The sequence below is a fragment of the Streptococcus parasanguinis genome, assembly GCF_009717775.1.
GTDB lineage: Bacteria > Bacillota > Bacilli > Lactobacillales > Streptococcaceae > Streptococcus > Streptococcus parasanguinis_AG.
Genome location: NZ_WMZF01000008.1, coordinates 77,218 through 95,364, shown reverse-complemented (window position 1 = coordinate 95,364; position 18,147 = coordinate 77,218). Strand labels below are relative to the sequence as shown.

Here is an 18,147-nt window from a genome sequence, read left to right as displayed (position 1 = left end):
TCGGGAAGTAGCTCAGCTTGGTAGAGTACTTGGTTTGGGACCAAGGTGTCGCAGGTTCGAATCCTGTCTTCCCGATAGTGTATTGAAAAAGTCTAATGATTGTCATTAGGCTTTTTTTGTAGATGATTTTCTTATTTCTTTACAAGAAAAAAGAGCTTGCGCTCTTTCCAACTTTATTTATTTCGCAGTTCAACATAACGGTTATACCAAATTTTGATATATTCCTCAGAAAAAGGACCTTTGTTTTGGTTTATCCAATCTACTAGAACCTTAACATTTTCCTTTAAAATAAAGTCGATGTCATCTGAATAGTGCATTTTTTCTTTATGCTGCTCGTATTCTTCAACATCTAACAATTTTTTTTCACCATTCGTAAAAACCTTGACATCGAGATCATAGTCGATATATTTTAAGGCTTCTTGGTCAATATAAAAAGGACTTGCTAGGTTACAGTAGTAAGACACACCATTGTCACGGATCATGGCGATGATGTTAAACCAATATTTTTTATGGAAATAAACGATCGCTGGTTCACGCGTGATCCAACGTCTACCATCACTTTCAGTAACAAGTGTATGATCATTTACTCCAATAATTGCATTTTCGGTTATCTTTAATACCATGGTGTCACGCCATGTACGGTGTAAACTGCCATCATGTTTATAACTTTGAATTGTAATAAAGTCGCCTTCTTTAGGTAGTTTCATAACTTACCAACTTTCTACAATCTAAGTATATCCTCTATATTGTATCATATTTTTTCAAATTTTTTCTTATTTTTCTATTTAATTTTCAATTTGGTTTATGAATCTAAGTATTCTCTAATGGCTGATGTTATATTACTATAATCGTAGCCTTTTCTGGCTAGTGCCTGAGTCAAGCGTTGTTTGAGGTCATAGCCTTCATATTTTTTACTGTATTTACGGTATTGTTTTTCTAACTCTTTTAGAATGAGCTCATTGGTTGTTTCTTCATCTGTTTCGAGCTCGAGATTTTGGAATGCTATCTTCGCTTGGTTGTATGTAAAGCCTTTTGAAATGAGTGCTTGGATGATTTTCGTTTCAATGGCTTTTAACGGATATTTACCTTGGTATTTTTTTAGGAGTTTTATTGCGGTACGGTAGATCACTTCTGAAAAATCATAGTCTACAAGTATTTCTTGTAGGAGAGATTTTGGGATCCCTTTTTGTTGAATTTTTTGTTGTAATAAGGCAGGGCCCTTATCGCCACTGAGAAGGTTGGCCTCTATCAGGTTTCTTGCATATTGACGATCATCTAACCACTTGTCTTCTTTTAGGTGTTGGACCACTTTATCAATAATGCCACTTTCAATCTCATATTTTGTCAGGTAGTCTCTGACTTCTTTTGTTGTCCGAGCTTTAAAAGAAAGATGGTACAGGGCCAGGTTTTTACCATAGGAGTATTGAGCAAACTCTTGGATTTCTTTTAGTTCTTCTTCACTGATTTCTTTATCTTTGGAAAGGAAATATTTGACGATGGTGTCTTCTGTAATATAAAGTTTTTGATCATTGTCTAATTCCAGGAGGTAGAGTCTTTTTTTCTTTTCTAGTTTTGTAATTTTCATGTTTTTATTATACCGAAAAATGTGTTAAGATAGGGATATGAACGTTAAAGTAAAACAAAAAATTCCTTTGAAAATTAAACGAATGGGAATTAACGGAGAAGGGATTGGCTTTTATAAAAAAACACTTGTCTTTGTGCCAGGTGCTTTGAAGGGAGAAGATATCTTCTGCCAAATTACAAGTGTCAAGAAAAATTTTGCGGAAGCCAAACTCCTATCTGTGAATAAGGCGTCTAAGTTTCGTGTGACGCCCATGTGTGATATCTATGAGACCTGTGGGGGCTGTCAAATCATGCATTTGAAGTATGACAAGCAGCTGGAGTTTAAGACAGATTTGTTGCAACAGGCCTTGAAGAAGTTCTCACCTGAAGGATTTGAACAGTATGATATTCGGCCGACAATTGGAATGCAGGAGCCTCTTTACTATCGGGCAAAATTGCAATTTCAAACAAGGAAATTCAAGGGTCAGGTGAAGGCGGGCCTCTATGCTCAAAATTCACATTATTTGGTGGAATTAAAAGATTGTTTGGTTCAAGATCCAGTTATTCAAGCTATCGCCAACGATCTAGCGGATTTATTGACCTATTATCAGATTCCGATTGCTGATGAGCGTAAAGAACTGGGTGTTAGAACCATGATGGTTCGACGGGCTCGGAAGTCTGGTCAGGTTCAGATCATTGTGGTCACCAGTCGTCAGATTAACGTAAACAATTTGGTGCAAGACTTGGTCACAAAGCACCCTGAGATTGTCACAGTTGCCGTTAATAAAAATACGTCTCGTTCCAGTGAAATCTACGGGGAACAAACGCAGATTATTTGGGGAGAAGAGGCTATTTTGGAAGGTGTTTTGGATTATGAATTCTCCCTTTCTCCTCGAGCCTTTTACCAGTTGAATCCGGAACAAACTGAAGTATTGTATAGTGAGGCTGTCAAGGCTCTAGATGTTTCTCCAGAGGATCACCTGATTGATGCCTATTGTGGGGTCGGAACGATTGGGTTTGCTTTTGCTAATAGAGTGAAAAGTGTTCGGGGGATGGATATTATTCCTGAAGCGATTGAGGATGCCAAATACAATGCTAAACGGATGGGATTTGAGAATACCCACTATGAGGCTGGTACAGCAGAAGAGATTATTCCTCGCTGGTACCAAGAAGGCTATCGGGCTAATGCTGTGATCGTGGATCCACCTCGTACGGGCTTGGGGACAAAATTAATCGAGACCTTGTTGCACTATGCACCTGAAAAGATGGTCTATGTCTCTTGTAATGTTTCTACTTTGGCACGGGATCTAGTGGCTTTGACAAAGGTTTATCAGGTTGAATACATTCAATCAGTGGATATGTTTCCCCATACTGCAAGGACAGAAGCAGTTGTGAAATTAGTGAAGAAGTGAAAGAAGAAGAATGGATATTTGGGAAAAACTTTATCTTGAGGCGAAAGCTCTCTATGCGCCTCAAGAGATTTCAGATTTTGTCTATGCTCGACATGTGGTTGCTGCTGTTGAGGCTGCAGATGGTCAGATTTTTACGGGCTTTTGTATGGAAGGAACCTGTGGCGTCTTTCATTTATGTGCCGAACGAGCAGCTCTCTTCAACATGTATCAACAATCAGGACAGACCAAGGTCAAGCGCATTATTGCTTTTCGAGACAAGCCTCCTTATGGAGAAGGCTCAGGGATGCCTTGTGGGGCCTGTCGTGAATTTCTCCTTGAGCTAGATGCAGAGAATCGTCATCTAGAATTTATGGTGGATTATGAGAGCCGCAAGACCATTACTTTAGGAGAACTGATGCCTCTTTGGTGGGGCGAAGAGCGGGCTCGTCAAAGAGAAAATAAAGGGAATGAGTAAAGGAAATAAATAAATGGACAATGTTATTGATGTATCGATTCCAGTTGCTCAAGTTATTGATCAACATCCGGAAGTATTGGATTTGTTGGTGGAGTTGGGCTTTAAACCCTTAGCCAATCCGATCATGCGCAATACAGTTGGGCGCAAGGTTTCCTTGAAACAAGGATCAAAATTAGAAGGTACCCCTATGGAGAAGATTGTGCGAACCCTAGAGGCTAACGGCTATGAAGTAGTGGGGCTAGAACAATGAGTGATGAACGAATTCACGTCTTAAGAGATATCTTATTAGAGCTTCATCATGGAGCCTCTCCTGAGTCGGTTCAGGAACGGTTTGATGCGACCTTTGCAGGGGTTTCTGCGATTGAGATCTCTCTTATGGAGCATGAACTGATGAACTCCGATGCAGGGGTCACTTTTGAAGATGTTATGGAGCTTTGTGATGTCCATGCCAATCTCTTTAAGAATGCGGTTCAAGGGGTCGAAGTTGCAGATACTGACCATCCAGGTCATCCTGTTCAAATCTTTAAACAGGAGAACTTAGCTCTTCGTGCGGCTATGATGCGGGTACGCCGCTTGCTAGACAATTATGAGACGACTGAGGATCCTGAGATGATTCAGGAGATTCATAAGGGCTTGTTACGTCAGCTGGGCTTAGTGGGTCAATTTGACCGGCATTACCGTCGTAAGGAAGAGTTGATGTTTCCGATTATGGAAAAATATGGGCATGATTCCCCACCAAAAGTGATGTGGGGAGTGGATGACCAGATTCGAGAACTCTTTGCGAAAGCTTTGGATGCGGCCAAAAAATTACCGGATTCTAGTATTTCTGAAGTCAAGGAGCTCTTTGAAGCCTTTGCGCAAGAGTTTGAGGGCATGATCTTCAAGGAAGAGTCGATCCTCTTGATGATTTTGCTGGAGTCCTTTACCCAGGATGACTGGCTCTCCATTGCAGAAGAAAGTGATGCTTATGGTTATGCCATTATCCTTCCGAGTGAAAAGTGGGTGCCGAAACGCGTGGACTTCAAGGAGGAAGCGTCTGAAGAGTCAGATGGTTCAACTGAACCACTTCCTTCTTCAAAAGGAGATGAGAATCGTCGGGTCATTGAGACTCCTGAGGGGCAATTGACCATTACCTTCACGCCTAATAAAAAAGAAGAGAGCTTCGATCGCAAGCAGCCACAAGCTTTTGGCCATGGCTTTCTATCTGTGGAGCAAGCGAATTTGATCTTGAATCATCTGCCGATGGAGATCACCTTTGTCAATAAGGATGATATTTTCCAATATTACAACGATGCTGCGCCTTTTGAGGAAATGATTTTTAAGAGGACGCCATCGCAGGTAGGACGCAATGTTGAGCTGTGTCACCCACCGAAATATTTGGAGAAGGTCAAAGCCATCATGCAGGGACTTCGTGAAGGGAAAAAAGACAAGTATGAAATGTGGTTCAAATCAGAATCGCGTGGGAAATTTGTCCATGTCACCTATGCAGCAGTGCGTGATGAAGCTGGAGACTTTCAAGGTGTCTTGGAATATGTTCAGGACATTCAACTTTATCGAGAGATCGATACGGATTTTTATAGAGGAATGGAGTAAAGATGAGTTACGAAACAGAGTTTATGAAGGAGTTTGAGGAGTGGATCAAGACCCAGGTCATGATCAATGAAATGGCTCTCGAAGAGAGTAAGAAGGTTTTTGATGAAGACCAGGATGAGCGAGCTAAAATTGCCATGATTCGCTATGAAAGCCGTTTAGATGCTTATCAGTTTTTGCAAGGGAAGTTTGAAAATTTCCATGCTGGAAAAGGATTTCATGATTTACCAGATGGCCTCTTTGGTGAAAGAAAATATTAAAATGGCCTTATTGAAGGCGTTTTACTGGCTAGATTTACCTGAAAATTGAGCAATGACTTGATTTTTTAAGGGATTGTGATACAATAAAAAAGTTGAAATGACATCAACGGATTATTGAATGGAATTATGGTGATGAAACCTTGTTGCCTTAGGAATTGATCACTGAATTTAGGAGGAAAAATGGCAAAGAAGAACGTAAACCGTGCGAAACAATACAAACATCAAAATAGACATCTTTTGAAAAAAGCTGTCGCAACTGTAACTGCAGCTGTGAAAGAAGCACCTAAAAAGGTTGAGAAAGCTACAAAAGCAGTGGCGAAAGAAGTGAAACAAGCGGCTTCTTCAGTGGAAGAATTTGCTGCAAGTTTGGAAGGTGTGGCACTTGATCGTGCGCAAACATTCTATGATGAAGGTATTCGCTCTGTTGCGGACTTCGCAAACTGGACAGAAAAAGAGTTGTTGGCCCTTAAAGGAATCGGTCCAGCTACGATCAAGAAATTGAAAGAACTAGGCGTTAAATTTAAATAATTGCTTTTGTGATTTCTTGCTATTTCAAGGAAAACTTGCTAAAATGAACCTATTAGAGGTGTTTTGAATCCCACATTTTACAGAAAGTGGCGGTGCTGAGAAGTCCACAAATGTGTCAAAACTGGTTGCTAATGGATGAAATTAAAAAATGAAATATAAATCTTTTTGTTTCCTTTTAGGACTAGGCGGCGAGTTGCAGGCTGTACTGAAGTACGCCAAGACGAGCTAACGACGTCATAAAAGTGAAACAAGAAGATTAAAGATGCGGGCTTTGCCCGAATTTGGGTGGTACCGCGGATCAACACATTCGTCCCTGTCAGATTAATGACAGGGACTATTTTTCTTTTACACCCCTAGCCAAAGGAGGTTGTCATGAAACAATCTTTTAACACCAGTAAACTCTACTATGGTTTTCCGATCTTCATCTTGGGGTATCAGGACCAGAACTTTGAGCACAATATCACAACCTGCAGTTCCTCTTATAGTCTGGGAGATTGGCTCGTCATAGGGGTTGGTGCTGAGGAAAATGCGGCAGACCAGATTAAGCATTATCAACAGTTCACTGTGAACATCCCTGATGAAAACTTTATGCTGGAGATGGAGCAGGCTGGCTTTATCAGCCATCGGGAGAAGTTGGATCACTTAGGGTTGGACTATGAGATTTCTGAACTGACCCAGGCTCCGATTTTGGAGGCCTGTCCAGTCGTATTGGATTGCCAGGTAGATCGGATTATCGAGGAAGATGGCATTTGCCATATCTTTGCAAAGATTCTTGAGCGACTGGCTGATCCAGAGCTCTTAGATGATAAGGGGCATTTTAAAAATGACCGTTTTGCACCGACTTACTTTATGGGGGACGGCCATCAGCGCGTTTATCGTTATCTGGACGACCGAGTCGACCCCATGGGAAGCTTTATGAAGAAAGCGAGGAAGAAGAATGACAAGAGCTGAGCTGCCAGAACGAATCGAAACGGAGCGTCTGGTCTTACGAGTCCGAACAGTGGCGGATGCTGAGGACATCCATGCCTACGCCAGTCTTCCAGAAGTCTCTTACCCAGCAGGCTTTCCACCCGTCAAGACCTTGGAAGACGAGATCTATTATCTAGAGCATATCATTCCCGATCGCAATCAAAAAGAAAATCTTCCAGCTGGTTACGGCATTGTGGTCAAAGGAACCGATAGAATCATTGGCTCTGTTGACTTCAACCATCGCCACGAAGACGATGTGCTGGAGATTGGCTATACCTTGCACCCAGACTATTGGGGCCGGGGTTATGTACCCGAAGCAGCGCGTACCTTGATTGACCTGGCTTTTAAAGAACTAGGGCTTCATAAGGTAGAATTGTCTTGCTTTAGCTACAATGTCCAAAGTCAACGAGTTGCTGAGAAGCTTGGTTTCACCCTTGAAGCACGCATAAGAGACCGTAAAGATGCCCAAGGCAATCGCTGTGATGATTTGAGATACGGCTTGCTAAAGAGTGAGTGGGAAGCTCAAAATCAACATTAAAAAGAAATAACTAGAAAGGACACACACATGTCTAAAGAACTTTCACCTAAATATAATCCAGCCGAGGTTGAGGCTGGTCGTTACCAAAAATGGCTTGATGAGGATGTTTTCAAGCCTTCAGGCGATAAAAAGGCTAAGCCTTACTCAATCGTTATTCCACCGCCAAACGTAACTGGTAAGCTTCACCTTGGTCACGCTTGGGATACTACTTTGCAAGATATCATCATCCGTCAAAAACGGATGCAAGGTTTCGACACGCTTTGGCTTCCTGGTATGGACCATGCTGGGATTGCCACTCAAGCTAAAGTAGAAGCGCGTTTGGCTGAAGATGGCATCTCTCGTTATGACCTGGGCCGTGAAAAATTCCTTGAGAAAGTCTGGGAATGGAAAGACGAATATGCGACGACTATCAAGGAACAATGGGGCAAGATGGGGCTCTCTGTAGACTATTCTCGTGAGCGTTTCACCCTTGATGAAGGGTTGTCAAAAGCCGTTCGTAAGGTCTTTGTAGAGCTCTACAAGAAGGGCTGGATCTACCGTGGTGAATTTATCATCAACTGGGATCCAAAAGCTCGTACAGCCCTTTCTGATATCGAGGTTATTCACAAGGATGTGGAAGGTGCCTTCTACCACATGAACTACATGTTGGAAGACGGTTCACGTGCCCTTGAAGTAGCAACAACACGCCCTGAAACTATGTTTGGGGATACAGCCGTAGCGGTTAACCCAAATGATGACCGTTATAAAGATTTGATTGGTAAAAATGTTATCTTGCCAATCTTGAACAAGCCAATCCCAATTGTTGGAGACGAACACGCAGACCCTGAATTCGGTACTGGTGTGGTGAAAATCACTCCTGCCCACGACCCGAATGACTTCTTGGTTGGTCAACGTCATAATCTTCCGCAAGTGAACGTTATGAACGATGATGGTACCATGAATGAATTGGCTGGTGAATTCAACGGCATGGACCGCTTTGAAGCTCGTAAGGCTGTTATCAAGAAGTTAGAAGAAATCGGTGCGCTTGTTAAGATTGAGAAGATGACCCACTCAGTTGGTCACTCAGAGCGTACTGGAGTTATGGTTGAGCCACGCTTGTCTACGCAATGGTTCGTGAAGATGGACCAATTGGCGAAAAATGCTATCGCAAACCAAGATACAGACGACAAAGTAGAATTCTACCCACCTCGTTTCAACGATACCTTCCTTCAATGGATGGAAAATGTCCACGATTGGGTTATTTCTCGTCAGCTCTGGTGGGGTCACCAAATCCCTGCCTGGTACAATGCTGAGGGTGAAATGTACGTCGGCGAAGAAGCCCCAGAAGGTGACGGATGGAAACAGGATGAAGACGTCTTGGACACTTGGTTCAGTTCTGCCCTTTGGCCATTCTCAACTATGGGCTGGCCGGATGTCGACTCAGAAGACTTCAAACGTTACTTCCCAACGTCAACCTTGGTTACAGGTTACGACATCATCTTCTTCTGGGTGTCCCGTATGATATTCCAATCATTGGAATTCACAGGTCGTCAGCCATTCCAAAATGTCCTTATCCACGGTCTCATTCGTGACGAGCAAGGACGCAAGATGTCGAAATCTCTTGGTAACGGTATCGACCCAATGGATGTTATCGAGAAATACGGTGCTGATGCCCTTCGTTGGTTCCTTTCAAACGGTTCTGCACCAGGGCAAGACGTGCGCTTCTCTTATGAGAAAATGGATGCTTCATGGAACTTCATTAACAAGATTTGGAACATCTCTCGCTATATCCTTATGAACAATGAAGGTTTGACCTTGGATGTGGCGCGTGAAAATGTAGCTAAAGTGGCTGCTGGTCAAGCAGGTAATGTCACAGACCGTTGGATTCTCCACAACCTCAATGAAACCATTGGAAAAGTTACTGAGAACTTTGACAAGTTCGAATTTGGTGTGGCTGGTCACATCCTCTACAACTTCATCTGGGATGAGTTTGCGGACTGGTATGTTGAGTTGACTAAGGAAGTGCTTTACAGCGACAATGAGGACGAAAAAGTCATCACTCGTTCGGTTCTTCTTTACACCTTGGATCAAATCTTGCGTCTCCTTCACCCAATCATGCCATTCGTAACTGAGGAAATCTACGGCCAAATCTCTGAAGGAACGATCGTGACTGCTGAATACCCAGTGGTTCGTCCAGAGTTTGAAAACGAGGAAGCAGCAGCTGGCGTTGAAGCTCTCAAAGATGTGATTCGCTCCGTTCGTAACTCACGTGCAGAAGTGAACGTAGCGCCAAGTAAGCCGATCACTATCTTGATCAAGACAAGCGACAGCAAGCTCGATGCTTTCTTTAATGATAATGTCAACTACATCAAACGCTTCACAAACCCAGAACACTTGGAAATTGCAGCAGATGTAGAAGTTCCTGACTTGGTTATGTCAAGTATCATCACAGGCGCAGAAATCTACTTACCACTCGCTGATCTTCTTAATGTCGAAGAAGAATTGGCTCGCCTTGAAAAAGAATTAGCCAAATGGCAAAAAGAACTCGACATGGTTGGTAAGAAACTTAGCAACGAACGCTTCGTAGCCAATGCCAAACCAGAAGTCGTCCAAAAAGAACGCGACAAACAAGCCGACTACCAAGCGAAGTACGACGCGACAGTCGCACGTATCGATGAGATGAAGAAGTTGGTGAAATAAACCTAGAAACACGGCGGTATGCCGTGTTTTTTTGGTATAATGAAATCAATATCTATTGATGGAGAAAGTTATGTCTAAACACCCTCACTATGAATTGTTAAACTTGATTGGCTATGGTCTTGCTAAGTTTGATGATACTTTTATAAAGGAATTTCAATGCTCTAGTAAATCCGAGTTTTATCGTTACATAGTTTCTTTAGGCGTTGCAGAAACAACGGGTGTCGTCAAAAATAGAATGGATTTATTCGACCCCTATTTTGATAACAATCGAAAAGGTTGGTGGCAAAAAGCTGAAGTCTACCGTTTTCGAAAAGATTTAATTGACACGATGTTTGGAAATGAGGATGTTCACGGTTTTGCAGAAATAGTCAAAATGCTGCTTGCAAGTGAAGGGAAGAAAACAGGTATAACCATCGTTGAAAAGCCAATCGTTCGTACGAAATTCAAACGCCTACAAGAAACTGGAATGGAAGCAGAGAATTATTTCATACACCATTTTGATAAGGAAGAAAAATTTCAAGGTGGCCAATTGACTGATGCCCGTCTTTATGGTGATGGATATGATTTCCAAGTAGATGTTCAAGAACATTCATACCTTGCTGAGGTTAAAGGTATCCGAAAACCTAAAGGACGTATTCGTTTGACCTCCAAAGAATTTGAGAAAGCTAAGGAATATCAATCAGATTTTATTCTATCTCTAGTCACTAATCTCGACGATATTCCAAGATTGGTATTGATTGATAATCCACTTAACCATTTTGAATTTGAAAAAAATGTTATTAAAAATGAAGTCGTTGAATATAGAAGTTTGGAAGATTTATATTAATGAATGTAAACGTATCAGCGCTTACTACACTTACTGATATGAGCTCATAGATGGAATGGGATAACCATAGATAGAGTAATTTAAAAAAATTGGTTAAGTTTCTCTTTTTTACAAAAACACCACCTCCTAGTCTTTAGGAGGTGGTGTCATGCTTTAGACCATTTTCCAGAAATAATCAATGATATAGGTTAGGCCGTAGGTGTAGATGACCAGGGTGATGGGTTTGCAGAGGATGATAATGGTCATGTAGCGTTTGAAAGTCATATTGGTCAGACCTGCCAGCATACAGATGAAGTCGGCAGGACTAACGGGCCAGATCATCATGAAGATAAAGAAGCGATCGAACCGCTTGCCTTCATTAAGCCAGCCAATGTACTTGTCATAGGTCTTCTGACTGACCATGGATTGGACGAACTTAGGTCCGTACATTCTCGCAAGGTGGAAAATAATGGCACAGCCGATCACGATACCGATGTAATTGTAGATAGTCCCAATGATGTGACCGTAGATGAAAACACCTGCTACAGATGTCAGGGCACCGGGAATAATAGGGACCACTGTCTGAAGGATCTGAAGAAAGATAAAGAGAGGTGGTCCAAAGATGCCTGCTTGGAGAATAAAAGCAGACAGGGTTTCCTTGGATTGGAGAATGCCAGCAAAGTAGGCCCAGATACAAAAGGCCAAGGTCCCAAGAGCTCCAATGATGGACGACCAATTAATGATACGCTGGAGAAGAGGAGAGACCTCTTTTAAGTTTGTTTGTTTCATAAAAAATTCCGAGTTCTTTTTCTTCTACTATATCATGTTTTTGGAACTTTGTAAGGATTTTGTCTATTTTTTGAGCAGTGAAATTGACCTGATAGGAGTCTGTCGTTGTTTTAGTCGTGAAGCGAGTGCAAAATGGGTCTTTTTATGCTACAATGAAAGGAGTATAAAAAATGGAGAAAAACGTGTCAATCGAAAATTACAAACCAGATTTTGCGGTGGAAGCAGCCTATGATCTCACCGTTACAGACTTGAAAAAACAAGGTATTAAGGCGGTCCTTGTGGATTTGGATAATACCTTGATTGCTTGGAATAATCCGGATGGGACTCCCGAGATGCGCCAGTGGTTGCATGACCTTCGTGATGGAGGGATTCGGGTTATCGTGGTGTCTAATAATAGTCCCAAACGGGTCAAGCGAGCTGTTGAGAAATTTGATATTGACTATGAAGCTTGGTCGCTCAAGCCCTTTACCTTTGGGATTGATCGTGCCCTCAAACGTTTCCACTATGAGAAAAATGAAGTGGTCATGGTCGGGGATCAACTGATGACCGATATCCGGGCTGCCCATCGTGCAGGCATTCGTTCGATTTTGGTCAAGCCTTTGGTTGAGCATGACTCGATTAAGACCCAGATCAACCGGGCGCGTGAACGCCGAGTCATGAAGCAAATGGCCGAGAAATATGGTCCGATTGTATACAAAAAAGGAATTTAAGAATGGAAGAATTATTCTGTATTGGCTGTGGAGCCCCCATTCAGACAGAAAACAAAGAGGGGCTAGGCTATACTCCCCAATCAGCTCTTGAAAAGGGCTTGGAAACAGGCGAAGTATACTGCCAACGCTGTTTCCGTCTGCGTCACTATAATGAAATCACAGATGTGCATCTGACAGATGATGATTTCCTAAAACTCCTTCACGAAGTAGGAGATAGTGATGCTCTCGTGGTCAATGTAGTGGATATTTTTGATTTTAATGGATCCGTTATCCCTGGCCTACCACGCTTTGTAGCAGGAAATGATGTCCTCTTGGTCGGAAACAAAAAAGACATCTTGCCCAAGTCTGTCAAGGATAGCAAGGTGACCCACTGGTTGATGGAACGGGCCCACGAAGAAGGCATGCGTCCTGTTGATGTGGTCCTCACCTCTGCTCAAAATAAGAGTGCGATCAAGGACTTGATGGAAAAGATCGAGCAGTACCGTAAGGGCCGTGACGTCTATGTGGTGGGTGTGACCAACGTAGGGAAATCGACCCTCATCAATGCAATCATCCAAGAAATCACTGGAGACAAGGATATCATCACGACCTCTCGCTTCCCAGGGACGACACTGGACAAGATCGAAATCCCATTGGACGATGGATCCTACATCTACGATACCCCAGGGATTATCCATCGCCACCAGATGGCTCATTACTTGACAGCAAAAAATCTCAAGTATGTCAGCCCTAAAAAGGAAATCAAGCCTAAGACTTATCAGCTTAATCCAGAGCAAACCCTCTTCTTGGGTGGTCTAGGACGTTTTGACTTTATTAAGGGGGAAAAGCAAGGTTTCACCGCTTTCTTTGATAACGAACTCAAGCTTCACCGAACCAAGCTAGAGGGCGCGACCGCCTTTTATGACAAGCATGTCGGCGGCCTATTAACTCCACCCAATAGCAAGGAAAAAGAAGAATTCCCGCCTTTGATTTCCCATGAGTTTACCATCAAGGACAAGACAGACCTGGTCATCTCAGGACTCGGCTGGATCCGCGTCAATGGAGAAGCCAAAGTAGCCGTCTGGGCACCAGAAGGCGTCGCCGTCGTTACCCGCAAAGCTATTATTTAAAAAACAGGAAAAAATATATCTGAAGAGCGAACAAAGTGAGCTCATAAAGAGATCGTTATTGTCGTGGTGTAGTTGCCAATCGATCGATTGGCAAGGGCAAAATGGAGACCAAGGCTCCATTTTGAGGTGAGGAAATCCATTTTTCAAAGATGAGATCTTTGAAAAATTAGTTCCGGCCGTGCCCACCACTTAAAATAACGATCAAAAAAAGGAAGTAAAAATATGACATTAACATCTAAACAACGGGCTTTCCTCAATAGCCAAGCCCACAGCCTCAAGCCCATTATCCAAATCGGGAAGAATGGGCTCAATGACCAAATCAAAACCAGTGTGCGCCAAGCGCTTGATGCGCGCGAACTGATCAAAGTGACCCTTCTTCAAAATACGGATGAGAATATCCATGAAGTAGCCGAAATCTTGGAAGAGGAAATCGGTGTGGAAACTGTCCAAAAGATTGGTCGGATTCTCATCTTGTTCAAACAATCGAGCAAAAAAGAAAATCGTAAAATTTCAGCGAAGGTAAAAGAAATTTAGGACATCGAGGAGAGCAAACCTATGGCAATTGAACTATTGACTCCCTTTACCAAGGTAGAGTTAGAGCCAGAGATCAAAGACAAGAAACGCAAACAAGTTGGTATTTTGGGTGGAAATTTCAATCCGGTCCATAATGCCCATTTGGTCGTTGCGGATCAAGTGCGCCAACAATTAGGGTTAGATAAGGTGCTCTTGATGCCTGAGTATGAGCCGCCGCATGTCGATGCCAAGGGGACGATTGCAGAGCACCATCGCCTTAAGATGCTGGAATTAGCCATTGAAGGCATTGAAGGTCTGGAGATCGAGACGATTGAACTCGAGCGGAAAGAGATTTCCTATACCTACGACACCATGCTCTTGCTCAATGAACGCGATCCAGACACAGATTATTACTTCATCATTGGTGCAGATATGGTAGATTATTTACCAAAATGGCACCGCATCGATGAATTGGTGGAGATTGTGCAATTTGTCGGAGTACAGCGACCACGCTATAAGGCAGGAACTTCTTATCCGGTGATCTGGGTGGATGTTCCTCTCATGGACATCTCCTCTAGTATGGTACGTGATTTTGTAGCCAAAGGCCGGACGCCGAATTTTATGTTGCCAAAACCAGTCTTGGACTACATCAAGAAAGAAGGATTGTATCAATGACCTATGAAAACTATCTAGGCTTTTCTCGTGAGGTCTTGCTTGAAAAAATGCGTCAAATCCTGCCAGAAAAGCGGCTAACCCACTGTTTAGGGGTTGAGAAGGCTGCGCGTGACTTGGCCAAACGCTATGGGGCTGACGAAGAGCAGGCTGGCCTAGCAGGTCTCTTACATGACTACGCCAAGAAATTATCAGATCAGGAATTTCTGGACTTGATTGATCGCTATGAGCTGGATCCAGCATTAAAAAACTGGGGTAACAATGTCTGGCATGGGATGGTCGGGATTTATAAGATCCAAGAAGATCTAGGACTGACAGATCCAGCCATTCTTCGCAGTATTGAGATTCATACGGTTGGGAGTGATCAGATGTCAACCTTAGACAAGATTGTCTATGTGGCAGATTATATTGAGCATAACCGGGCCTTTCCAGGGGTAGATCAAGCTCGTGAAATCGCCCAAGTCTCCTTGGATCGTGCGGTGGCCTATGAGACGGCTCGCACAGTCGAACACTTGGCCCACCAAGGACTGCCCATTTATCCCCAAACCATCGAAACCTATAATGCCTTTGTGAAGTATTTGAAAGAGGAGCAGTGAGTGAAGACAGCTTTTATCATTATTGATGTACAAAATATCTTAGTGGAAACAGGTTTTGAGACAGAAAAGCTCTTAGAGAAGATCGCTTATTTGCAAGATCAGGCTAGAAAAGAGCAGATTGAAATTATCTACATGCAGCATATTGAAACGCCTGAGGCTTTAACTTCGGAAGATTGGCAATTATCTCCTCTGTTGAAAAGACAGGAGAATGAAAAGGTGTTTCAGAAGCGATACAATAGCATATTTAAAGAGACAGGATTAAAAGAATACTTGGATCAACAAGAGATTGAACAACTGGTCCTGTGTGGTATGCAGACAGAATATTGTGTCGATACATCCGTCAAAGTGGGATTTGAATATGGCTACAAGCTGGTCATTCCAGAAGGAGCTGTCACAACCTTTGATGGAGAGGATATTCCGGCAGAAACGCTTAATGAATTTTATGAAAATATTTGGGCAGAACGTTTTGCGGATGTCTTAGATTACAAATCAATTTTTTAAGGAAAGAGGATTACATGAAAGAAAAAGAACTACTTGAACTAGTTGTCAAAGCAGCAGATGAAAAGCGTGCAGAAGACATTGTAGCTTTGGATGTTCAAAGCTTAACCAGCGTGACAGATTACTTTGTCATCGCAAGCTCTATGAACAGCCGCCAATTGGAGGCTATCGCTGAAAATATTCGCGAGAAGGTCGTTGAAGCTGGTGGCAATGCCAGCCACGTCGAAGGTGATTCAGCTGGAGGTTGGGTCCTTCTTGACTTAGGTAGTGTGGTGGTCCATGTCTTCTCAGAAGAAATGCGTGCCCACTATAACCTAGAAAAGCTATGGCACGAAGCAAGTGCTGTCGATCTTTCAGCAGCCCTAGCATAAGCAGGTAAACTCAGTTGGTAGCAACTGAGTTTTGTTGGTTAAATTGAAATTCTATGGAAAGAAAGGATAGGGCCTCGTGTTAAGTTAGTTTGGTAACGGAACACGAGCTAAAAGCTGTGAGAAAAAGAGTAACTTCCTTTGTATCTGAGGATAGGGCAGAAAGTTTCCTATTTTCTCTTTGCTTTTAACGCTCTTTGTATCATGAATATGGCTACTTATGAAACCTTTGCGGCGGTCTATGATGCGGTCATGGATGACAGTCTGTATGATTTGTGGACGGATTTTTCCCTCCGCCATCTCCCAAAGACAAAAGATAAGAAAAAATTACTGGAATTGGCTTGTGGGACAGGGATTCAGTCTGTTCGCTTTTCTCAAGCTGGATTTGATGTGACAGGGTTAGACCTGAGTGCTGACATGTTGAAGATTGCTGAAAAAAGAGCTGCTTCAGCCAAGCAAAAGATTGATTTTATCGAGGGCAATATGCTGGACCTGTCGCAAGCAGGCACTTATGATTTCGTAACCTGCTACTCGGATTCTATCTGCTACATGCAGGACGAGGTAGAAGTAGGGGATGTCTTTAAAGAAGTGTATAACGCCCTCAATGAGGACGGAGTCTTTATCTTTGATGTCCATTCGACCTATCAGACGGATGAGGTCTTCCCAGGATATTCCTACCACGAAAATGCCGAAGACTTTGCTATGCTCTGGGATACCTATGAGGATGCGGCACCTCACTCGATCGTCCATGAGTTAACCTTCTTTGTCCAAGAAGAGGATGGCAGCTTTAGTCGGCACGATGAAGTTCATGAGGAACGCACTTATGAAGTTTTAACCTATGACATCTTATTGGAGCAGGCTGGCTTTAAATCTTTCAAATTGTATGCAGACTTTGAAGACAAAGAGCCAACAAAGACCAGCAAACGTTGGTTTTTTGTAGCACAGAAGTAGGACAGCATGACAGTTACAGGTATTATTGCAGAATTTAATCCCTTTCACAATGGTCACAAGTACTTGCTGGAACAGGCAGAAGGGGTGAAAATCGTCGCTATGTCTGGGAATTTTGTTCAACGTGGCGAGCCTGCCATTGTAGACAAGTGGATACGTGCGCAGATGGCTCTGGAAAATGGAGCGGATCTGGTGGTCGAGCTCCCCTTTCTCGTGGCTGTTCAGTCGGCTGATCATTTTGCCAAGGGAGCGGTAGAAATCTTGTCCCGTCTAGGAATCGACCAATTGAGTTTTGGGACAGAAGCGGTCATAGATTACCAAGCGATTGCGACTGTTTATTCGGAGAAAGAGGAGGAAATGGAAGCTTTCTTGCGAAGCCTTCCAGAAGATTTATCCTATCCACAAAAGACCCAAAAAATGTGGGAAACCTTTGCTGGAGTGGAGTTCACAGGAGATACTCCCAATCATATCCTGGGCTTGGCCTATGCCAAGGCTTGTGCTGGGAAGGGGATTGCGCTCAAGGCTATCCAACGGCAAGGTGCAGGCTACCATTCAGAAGAAAAAGAAGTGGCCTATGCTTCTGCCACTAGTCTACGCCTACACAAGGAAGATCAGGACTTTGTCGCTAGATTCATGCCCAATAGCCAACTCTTTCAGTCGGCTCCACAGGTATCTTGGGAGAATTATGACCAACTGCTCCGTTATCAAATCCTAACCCATTCGGATTTGACACAGATTTTTCAGGTCAATGAAGAACTGGCCAATCGGATAAAGGATGCGGTTCGGAGTGCTAGCTCTGTGGAAGACCTGGTGGAGAAAGTCGCAACCAAGCGCTATACCAAGGCGCGTGTGCGCCGCATCTTGACCTATATCTTGGTAGGGGCGATGGATCAAGCTCTTCCTGATGCCATTCATGTCTTAGGATTTTCCGCAAAGGGACAAGCCCACCTCAAAGGCTTGAAAAAATCAGTAGAAATCGTGACTCGAATCGGTAAGGAACCTTGGGATGCTTTGACCCAACAAGCGGATCAGGTGTATCAGCTAGGCCATCCCCAATTGCGAGATCAGATCTGGGGTCGGGTGCCAGTGAGGGTGGAAGATCAATAAAGGGTGAATAGTCGAGCAACTACAATTGGAAGGATACGC

Annotated in this window: 22 protein-coding genes and 1 tRNA gene; 20 read left to right on the top strand and 3 right to left on the bottom strand. The window is 43.1% G+C overall.

From position 1 onward, the window contains the following. Nucleotide 1: 1 nt before the first annotated feature. Nucleotides 2-75, top strand: a tRNA-Pro gene (locus GMC92_RS09450). Nucleotides 76-173: 98 nt separating this feature from the next. Here the strand turns inward: GMC92_RS09450 and ntdP are convergent. Further along, complete coding sequence (gene ntdP / locus GMC92_RS09445; RefSeq protein ID WP_003011689.1) at nucleotides 174-707, bottom strand: nucleoside tri-diphosphate phosphatase; 534 nt, start codon at nucleotides 705-707, stop codon at nucleotides 174-176. A 95-nt stretch (nucleotides 708-802) separates the two neighbouring features. After that, a complete protein-coding gene (recX, locus tag GMC92_RS09440; RefSeq protein ID WP_155200251.1) occupies nucleotides 803-1,585 on the bottom strand; it encodes a recombination regulator RecX in 783 nt (260 codons plus the stop codon). A 37-nt stretch (nucleotides 1,586-1,622) separates the two neighbouring features. Between recX and rlmD the strand changes: the two genes are divergently transcribed. From rlmD to GMC92_RS09390, 10 genes are all read left to right on the top strand, one after another. After that, on the top strand, nucleotides 1,623-2,975 hold the full coding sequence (gene rlmD, locus GMC92_RS09435; RefSeq protein WP_003011951.1) for a 23S rRNA (uracil(1939)-C(5))-methyltransferase RlmD: 1,353 nt from the start codon (nucleotides 1,623-1,625) through the stop codon (nucleotides 2,973-2,975). A 10-nt stretch (nucleotides 2,976-2,985) separates the two neighbouring features. After that, nucleotides 2,986-3,429, top strand: coding sequence for a cytidine deaminase family protein (locus tag GMC92_RS09430; protein ID WP_024054661.1), 444 nt, complete (start codon nucleotides 2,986-2,988; stop codon nucleotides 3,427-3,429). A 13-nt stretch (nucleotides 3,430-3,442) separates the two neighbouring features. Next, nucleotides 3,443-3,679, top strand: coding sequence for a DUF1858 domain-containing protein (locus GMC92_RS09425; protein WP_155200250.1), 237 nt, complete (start codon nucleotides 3,443-3,445; stop codon nucleotides 3,677-3,679). Further along, nucleotides 3,676-5,022: a DUF438 domain-containing protein gene (locus tag GMC92_RS09420; protein ID WP_155200249.1), complete on the top strand. Its 1,347-nt coding sequence runs from the start codon at nucleotides 3,676-3,678 to the stop codon at nucleotides 5,020-5,022. Before GMC92_RS09425 ends, GMC92_RS09420 begins: the two co-directional genes overlap by 4 nt. A gap of 2 nt (nucleotides 5,023-5,024) precedes the next feature. Next, on the top strand, nucleotides 5,025-5,279 hold the full coding sequence (locus GMC92_RS09415; RefSeq protein WP_013903179.1) for a DUF1912 family protein: 255 nt from the start codon (nucleotides 5,025-5,027) through the stop codon (nucleotides 5,277-5,279). A gap of 180 nt (nucleotides 5,280-5,459) precedes the next feature. Further along, nucleotides 5,460-5,807: a helix-hairpin-helix domain-containing protein gene (locus GMC92_RS09410; RefSeq protein ID WP_003011968.1), complete on the top strand. Its 348-nt coding sequence runs from the start codon at nucleotides 5,460-5,462 to the stop codon at nucleotides 5,805-5,807. 372 nt (nucleotides 5,808-6,179) lie between these two features. Then, complete coding sequence (locus tag GMC92_RS09405; RefSeq protein WP_070450254.1) at nucleotides 6,180-6,758, top strand: flavin reductase family protein; 579 nt, start codon at nucleotides 6,180-6,182, stop codon at nucleotides 6,756-6,758. Further along, nucleotides 6,745-7,314: a GNAT family N-acetyltransferase gene (locus GMC92_RS09400; protein ID WP_070450257.1), complete on the top strand. Its 570-nt coding sequence runs from the start codon at nucleotides 6,745-6,747 to the stop codon at nucleotides 7,312-7,314. The genes GMC92_RS09405 and GMC92_RS09400 overlap by 14 nt, the downstream gene beginning before the upstream one ends. Before the next feature lie 27 nt (nucleotides 7,315-7,341). Next, nucleotides 7,342-9,993 carry a valine--tRNA ligase gene (locus GMC92_RS09395; RefSeq protein ID WP_070594362.1) on the top strand — a complete coding sequence of 884 codons (2,652 nt, stop codon included), beginning with the start codon at nucleotides 7,342-7,344 and terminating at the stop codon, nucleotides 9,991-9,993. Between the two features lie 70 nt (nucleotides 9,994-10,063). Beyond that, nucleotides 10,064-10,819, top strand: a complete 756-nt coding sequence (locus GMC92_RS09390; RefSeq protein WP_173019418.1) for a protein NO VEIN domain-containing protein — start codon at nucleotides 10,064-10,066, stop codon at nucleotides 10,817-10,819. A gap of 153 nt (nucleotides 10,820-10,972) precedes the next feature. Here GMC92_RS09390 and GMC92_RS09385 read toward each other — a convergent pair whose 3' ends face one another. Further along, nucleotides 10,973-11,587 (bottom strand): TVP38/TMEM64 family protein, encoded by a 615-nt coding sequence (locus GMC92_RS09385; RefSeq protein ID WP_155200247.1) that lies wholly within the window; start codon nucleotides 11,585-11,587, stop codon nucleotides 10,973-10,975. Nucleotides 11,588-11,769: 182 nt separating this feature from the next. On the opposite strand from GMC92_RS09385, the gene GMC92_RS09380 reads away from it, so the two are divergent. The 9 genes from GMC92_RS09380 (at nucleotide 11,770) to GMC92_RS09340 (ending at nucleotide 18,108) form a co-directional block, all read left to right on the top strand. Then, entirely contained in the window at nucleotides 11,770-12,297 is a 528-nt protein-coding gene (locus GMC92_RS09380; protein ID WP_118095844.1) for a YqeG family HAD IIIA-type phosphatase, read from the top strand. Between the two features lie 2 nt (nucleotides 12,298-12,299). Then, on the top strand, nucleotides 12,300-13,406 hold the full coding sequence (yqeH, locus tag GMC92_RS09375) for a ribosome biogenesis GTPase YqeH (RefSeq protein WP_031575855.1): 1,107 nt from the start codon (nucleotides 12,300-12,302) through the stop codon (nucleotides 13,404-13,406). Nucleotides 13,407-13,628: 222 nt separating this feature from the next. Then, nucleotides 13,629-13,940 carry a ribosome assembly RNA-binding protein YhbY gene (gene yhbY / locus GMC92_RS09370; RefSeq protein WP_003005853.1) on the top strand — a complete coding sequence of 104 codons (312 nt, stop codon included), beginning with the start codon at nucleotides 13,629-13,631 and terminating at the stop codon, nucleotides 13,938-13,940. Between the two features lie 21 nt (nucleotides 13,941-13,961). Further along, nucleotides 13,962-14,594, top strand: a complete 633-nt coding sequence (locus tag GMC92_RS09365) for a nicotinate-nucleotide adenylyltransferase (protein WP_155200246.1) — start codon at nucleotides 13,962-13,964, stop codon at nucleotides 14,592-14,594. Beyond that, a complete protein-coding gene (yqeK, locus tag GMC92_RS09360; RefSeq protein WP_155200245.1) occupies nucleotides 14,591-15,187 on the top strand; it encodes a bis(5'-nucleosyl)-tetraphosphatase (symmetrical) YqeK in 597 nt (198 codons plus the stop codon). The genes GMC92_RS09365 and yqeK overlap by 4 nt, the downstream gene beginning before the upstream one ends. After that, complete coding sequence (locus GMC92_RS09355) at nucleotides 15,188-15,688, top strand: cysteine hydrolase family protein (RefSeq protein ID WP_118396855.1); 501 nt, start codon at nucleotides 15,188-15,190, stop codon at nucleotides 15,686-15,688. A gap of 14 nt (nucleotides 15,689-15,702) precedes the next feature. After that, nucleotides 15,703-16,056 carry a ribosome silencing factor gene (gene rsfS / locus GMC92_RS09350; RefSeq protein ID WP_003005865.1) on the top strand — a complete coding sequence of 118 codons (354 nt, stop codon included), beginning with the start codon at nucleotides 15,703-15,705 and terminating at the stop codon, nucleotides 16,054-16,056. A 207-nt stretch (nucleotides 16,057-16,263) separates the two neighbouring features. Further along, nucleotides 16,264-17,004: a class I SAM-dependent DNA methyltransferase gene (locus tag GMC92_RS09345; RefSeq protein WP_277754530.1), complete on the top strand. Its 741-nt coding sequence runs from the start codon at nucleotides 16,264-16,266 to the stop codon at nucleotides 17,002-17,004. A gap of 6 nt (nucleotides 17,005-17,010) precedes the next feature. Continuing rightward, entirely contained in the window at nucleotides 17,011-18,108 is a 1,098-nt protein-coding gene (locus GMC92_RS09340) for a nucleotidyltransferase (protein ID WP_155200244.1), read from the top strand. The last annotated feature ends 39 nt before the right edge of the window (nucleotides 18,109-18,147 follow it).

Coding starts and splice junctions, on each gene's coding strand:
- ntdP (WP_003011689.1), bottom strand. CDS start 707: ATGAAACTACCTAAAGAAGGCGACTTTATTACAATTCAAAGTTATAAA.
- recX (WP_155200251.1), bottom strand. CDS start 1,585: ATGAAAATTACAAAACTAGAAAAGAAAAAAAGACTCTACCTCCTGGAA.
- rlmD (WP_003011951.1), top strand. CDS start 1,623: ATGAACGTTAAAGTAAAACAAAAAATTCCTTTGAAAATTAAACGAATG.
- GMC92_RS09430 (WP_024054661.1), top strand. CDS start 2,986: ATGGATATTTGGGAAAAACTTTATCTTGAGGCGAAAGCTCTCTATGCG.
- GMC92_RS09425 (WP_155200250.1), top strand. CDS start 3,443: ATGGACAATGTTATTGATGTATCGATTCCAGTTGCTCAAGTTATTGAT.
- GMC92_RS09420 (WP_155200249.1), top strand. CDS start 3,676: ATGAGTGATGAACGAATTCACGTCTTAAGAGATATCTTATTAGAGCTT.
- GMC92_RS09415 (WP_013903179.1), top strand. CDS start 5,025: ATGAGTTACGAAACAGAGTTTATGAAGGAGTTTGAGGAGTGGATCAAG.
- GMC92_RS09410 (WP_003011968.1), top strand. CDS start 5,460: ATGGCAAAGAAGAACGTAAACCGTGCGAAACAATACAAACATCAAAAT.
- GMC92_RS09405 (WP_070450254.1), top strand. CDS start 6,180: ATGAAACAATCTTTTAACACCAGTAAACTCTACTATGGTTTTCCGATC.
- GMC92_RS09400 (WP_070450257.1), top strand. CDS start 6,745: ATGACAAGAGCTGAGCTGCCAGAACGAATCGAAACGGAGCGTCTGGTC.
- GMC92_RS09395 (WP_070594362.1), top strand. CDS start 7,342: ATGTCTAAAGAACTTTCACCTAAATATAATCCAGCCGAGGTTGAGGCT.
- GMC92_RS09390 (WP_173019418.1), top strand. CDS start 10,064: ATGTCTAAACACCCTCACTATGAATTGTTAAACTTGATTGGCTATGGT.
- GMC92_RS09385 (WP_155200247.1), bottom strand. CDS start 11,587: ATGAAACAAACAAACTTAAAAGAGGTCTCTCCTCTTCTCCAGCGTATC.
- yqeH (WP_031575855.1), top strand. CDS start 12,300: ATGGAAGAATTATTCTGTATTGGCTGTGGAGCCCCCATTCAGACAGAA.
- yhbY (WP_003005853.1), top strand. CDS start 13,629: ATGACATTAACATCTAAACAACGGGCTTTCCTCAATAGCCAAGCCCAC.
- GMC92_RS09365 (WP_155200246.1), top strand. CDS start 13,962: ATGGCAATTGAACTATTGACTCCCTTTACCAAGGTAGAGTTAGAGCCA.
- yqeK (WP_155200245.1), top strand. CDS start 14,591: ATGACCTATGAAAACTATCTAGGCTTTTCTCGTGAGGTCTTGCTTGAA.
- rsfS (WP_003005865.1), top strand. CDS start 15,703: ATGAAAGAAAAAGAACTACTTGAACTAGTTGTCAAAGCAGCAGATGAA.
- GMC92_RS09345 (WP_277754530.1), top strand. CDS start 16,264: ATGGCTACTTATGAAACCTTTGCGGCGGTCTATGATGCGGTCATGGAT.
- GMC92_RS09340 (WP_155200244.1), top strand. CDS start 17,011: ATGACAGTTACAGGTATTATTGCAGAATTTAATCCCTTTCACAATGGT.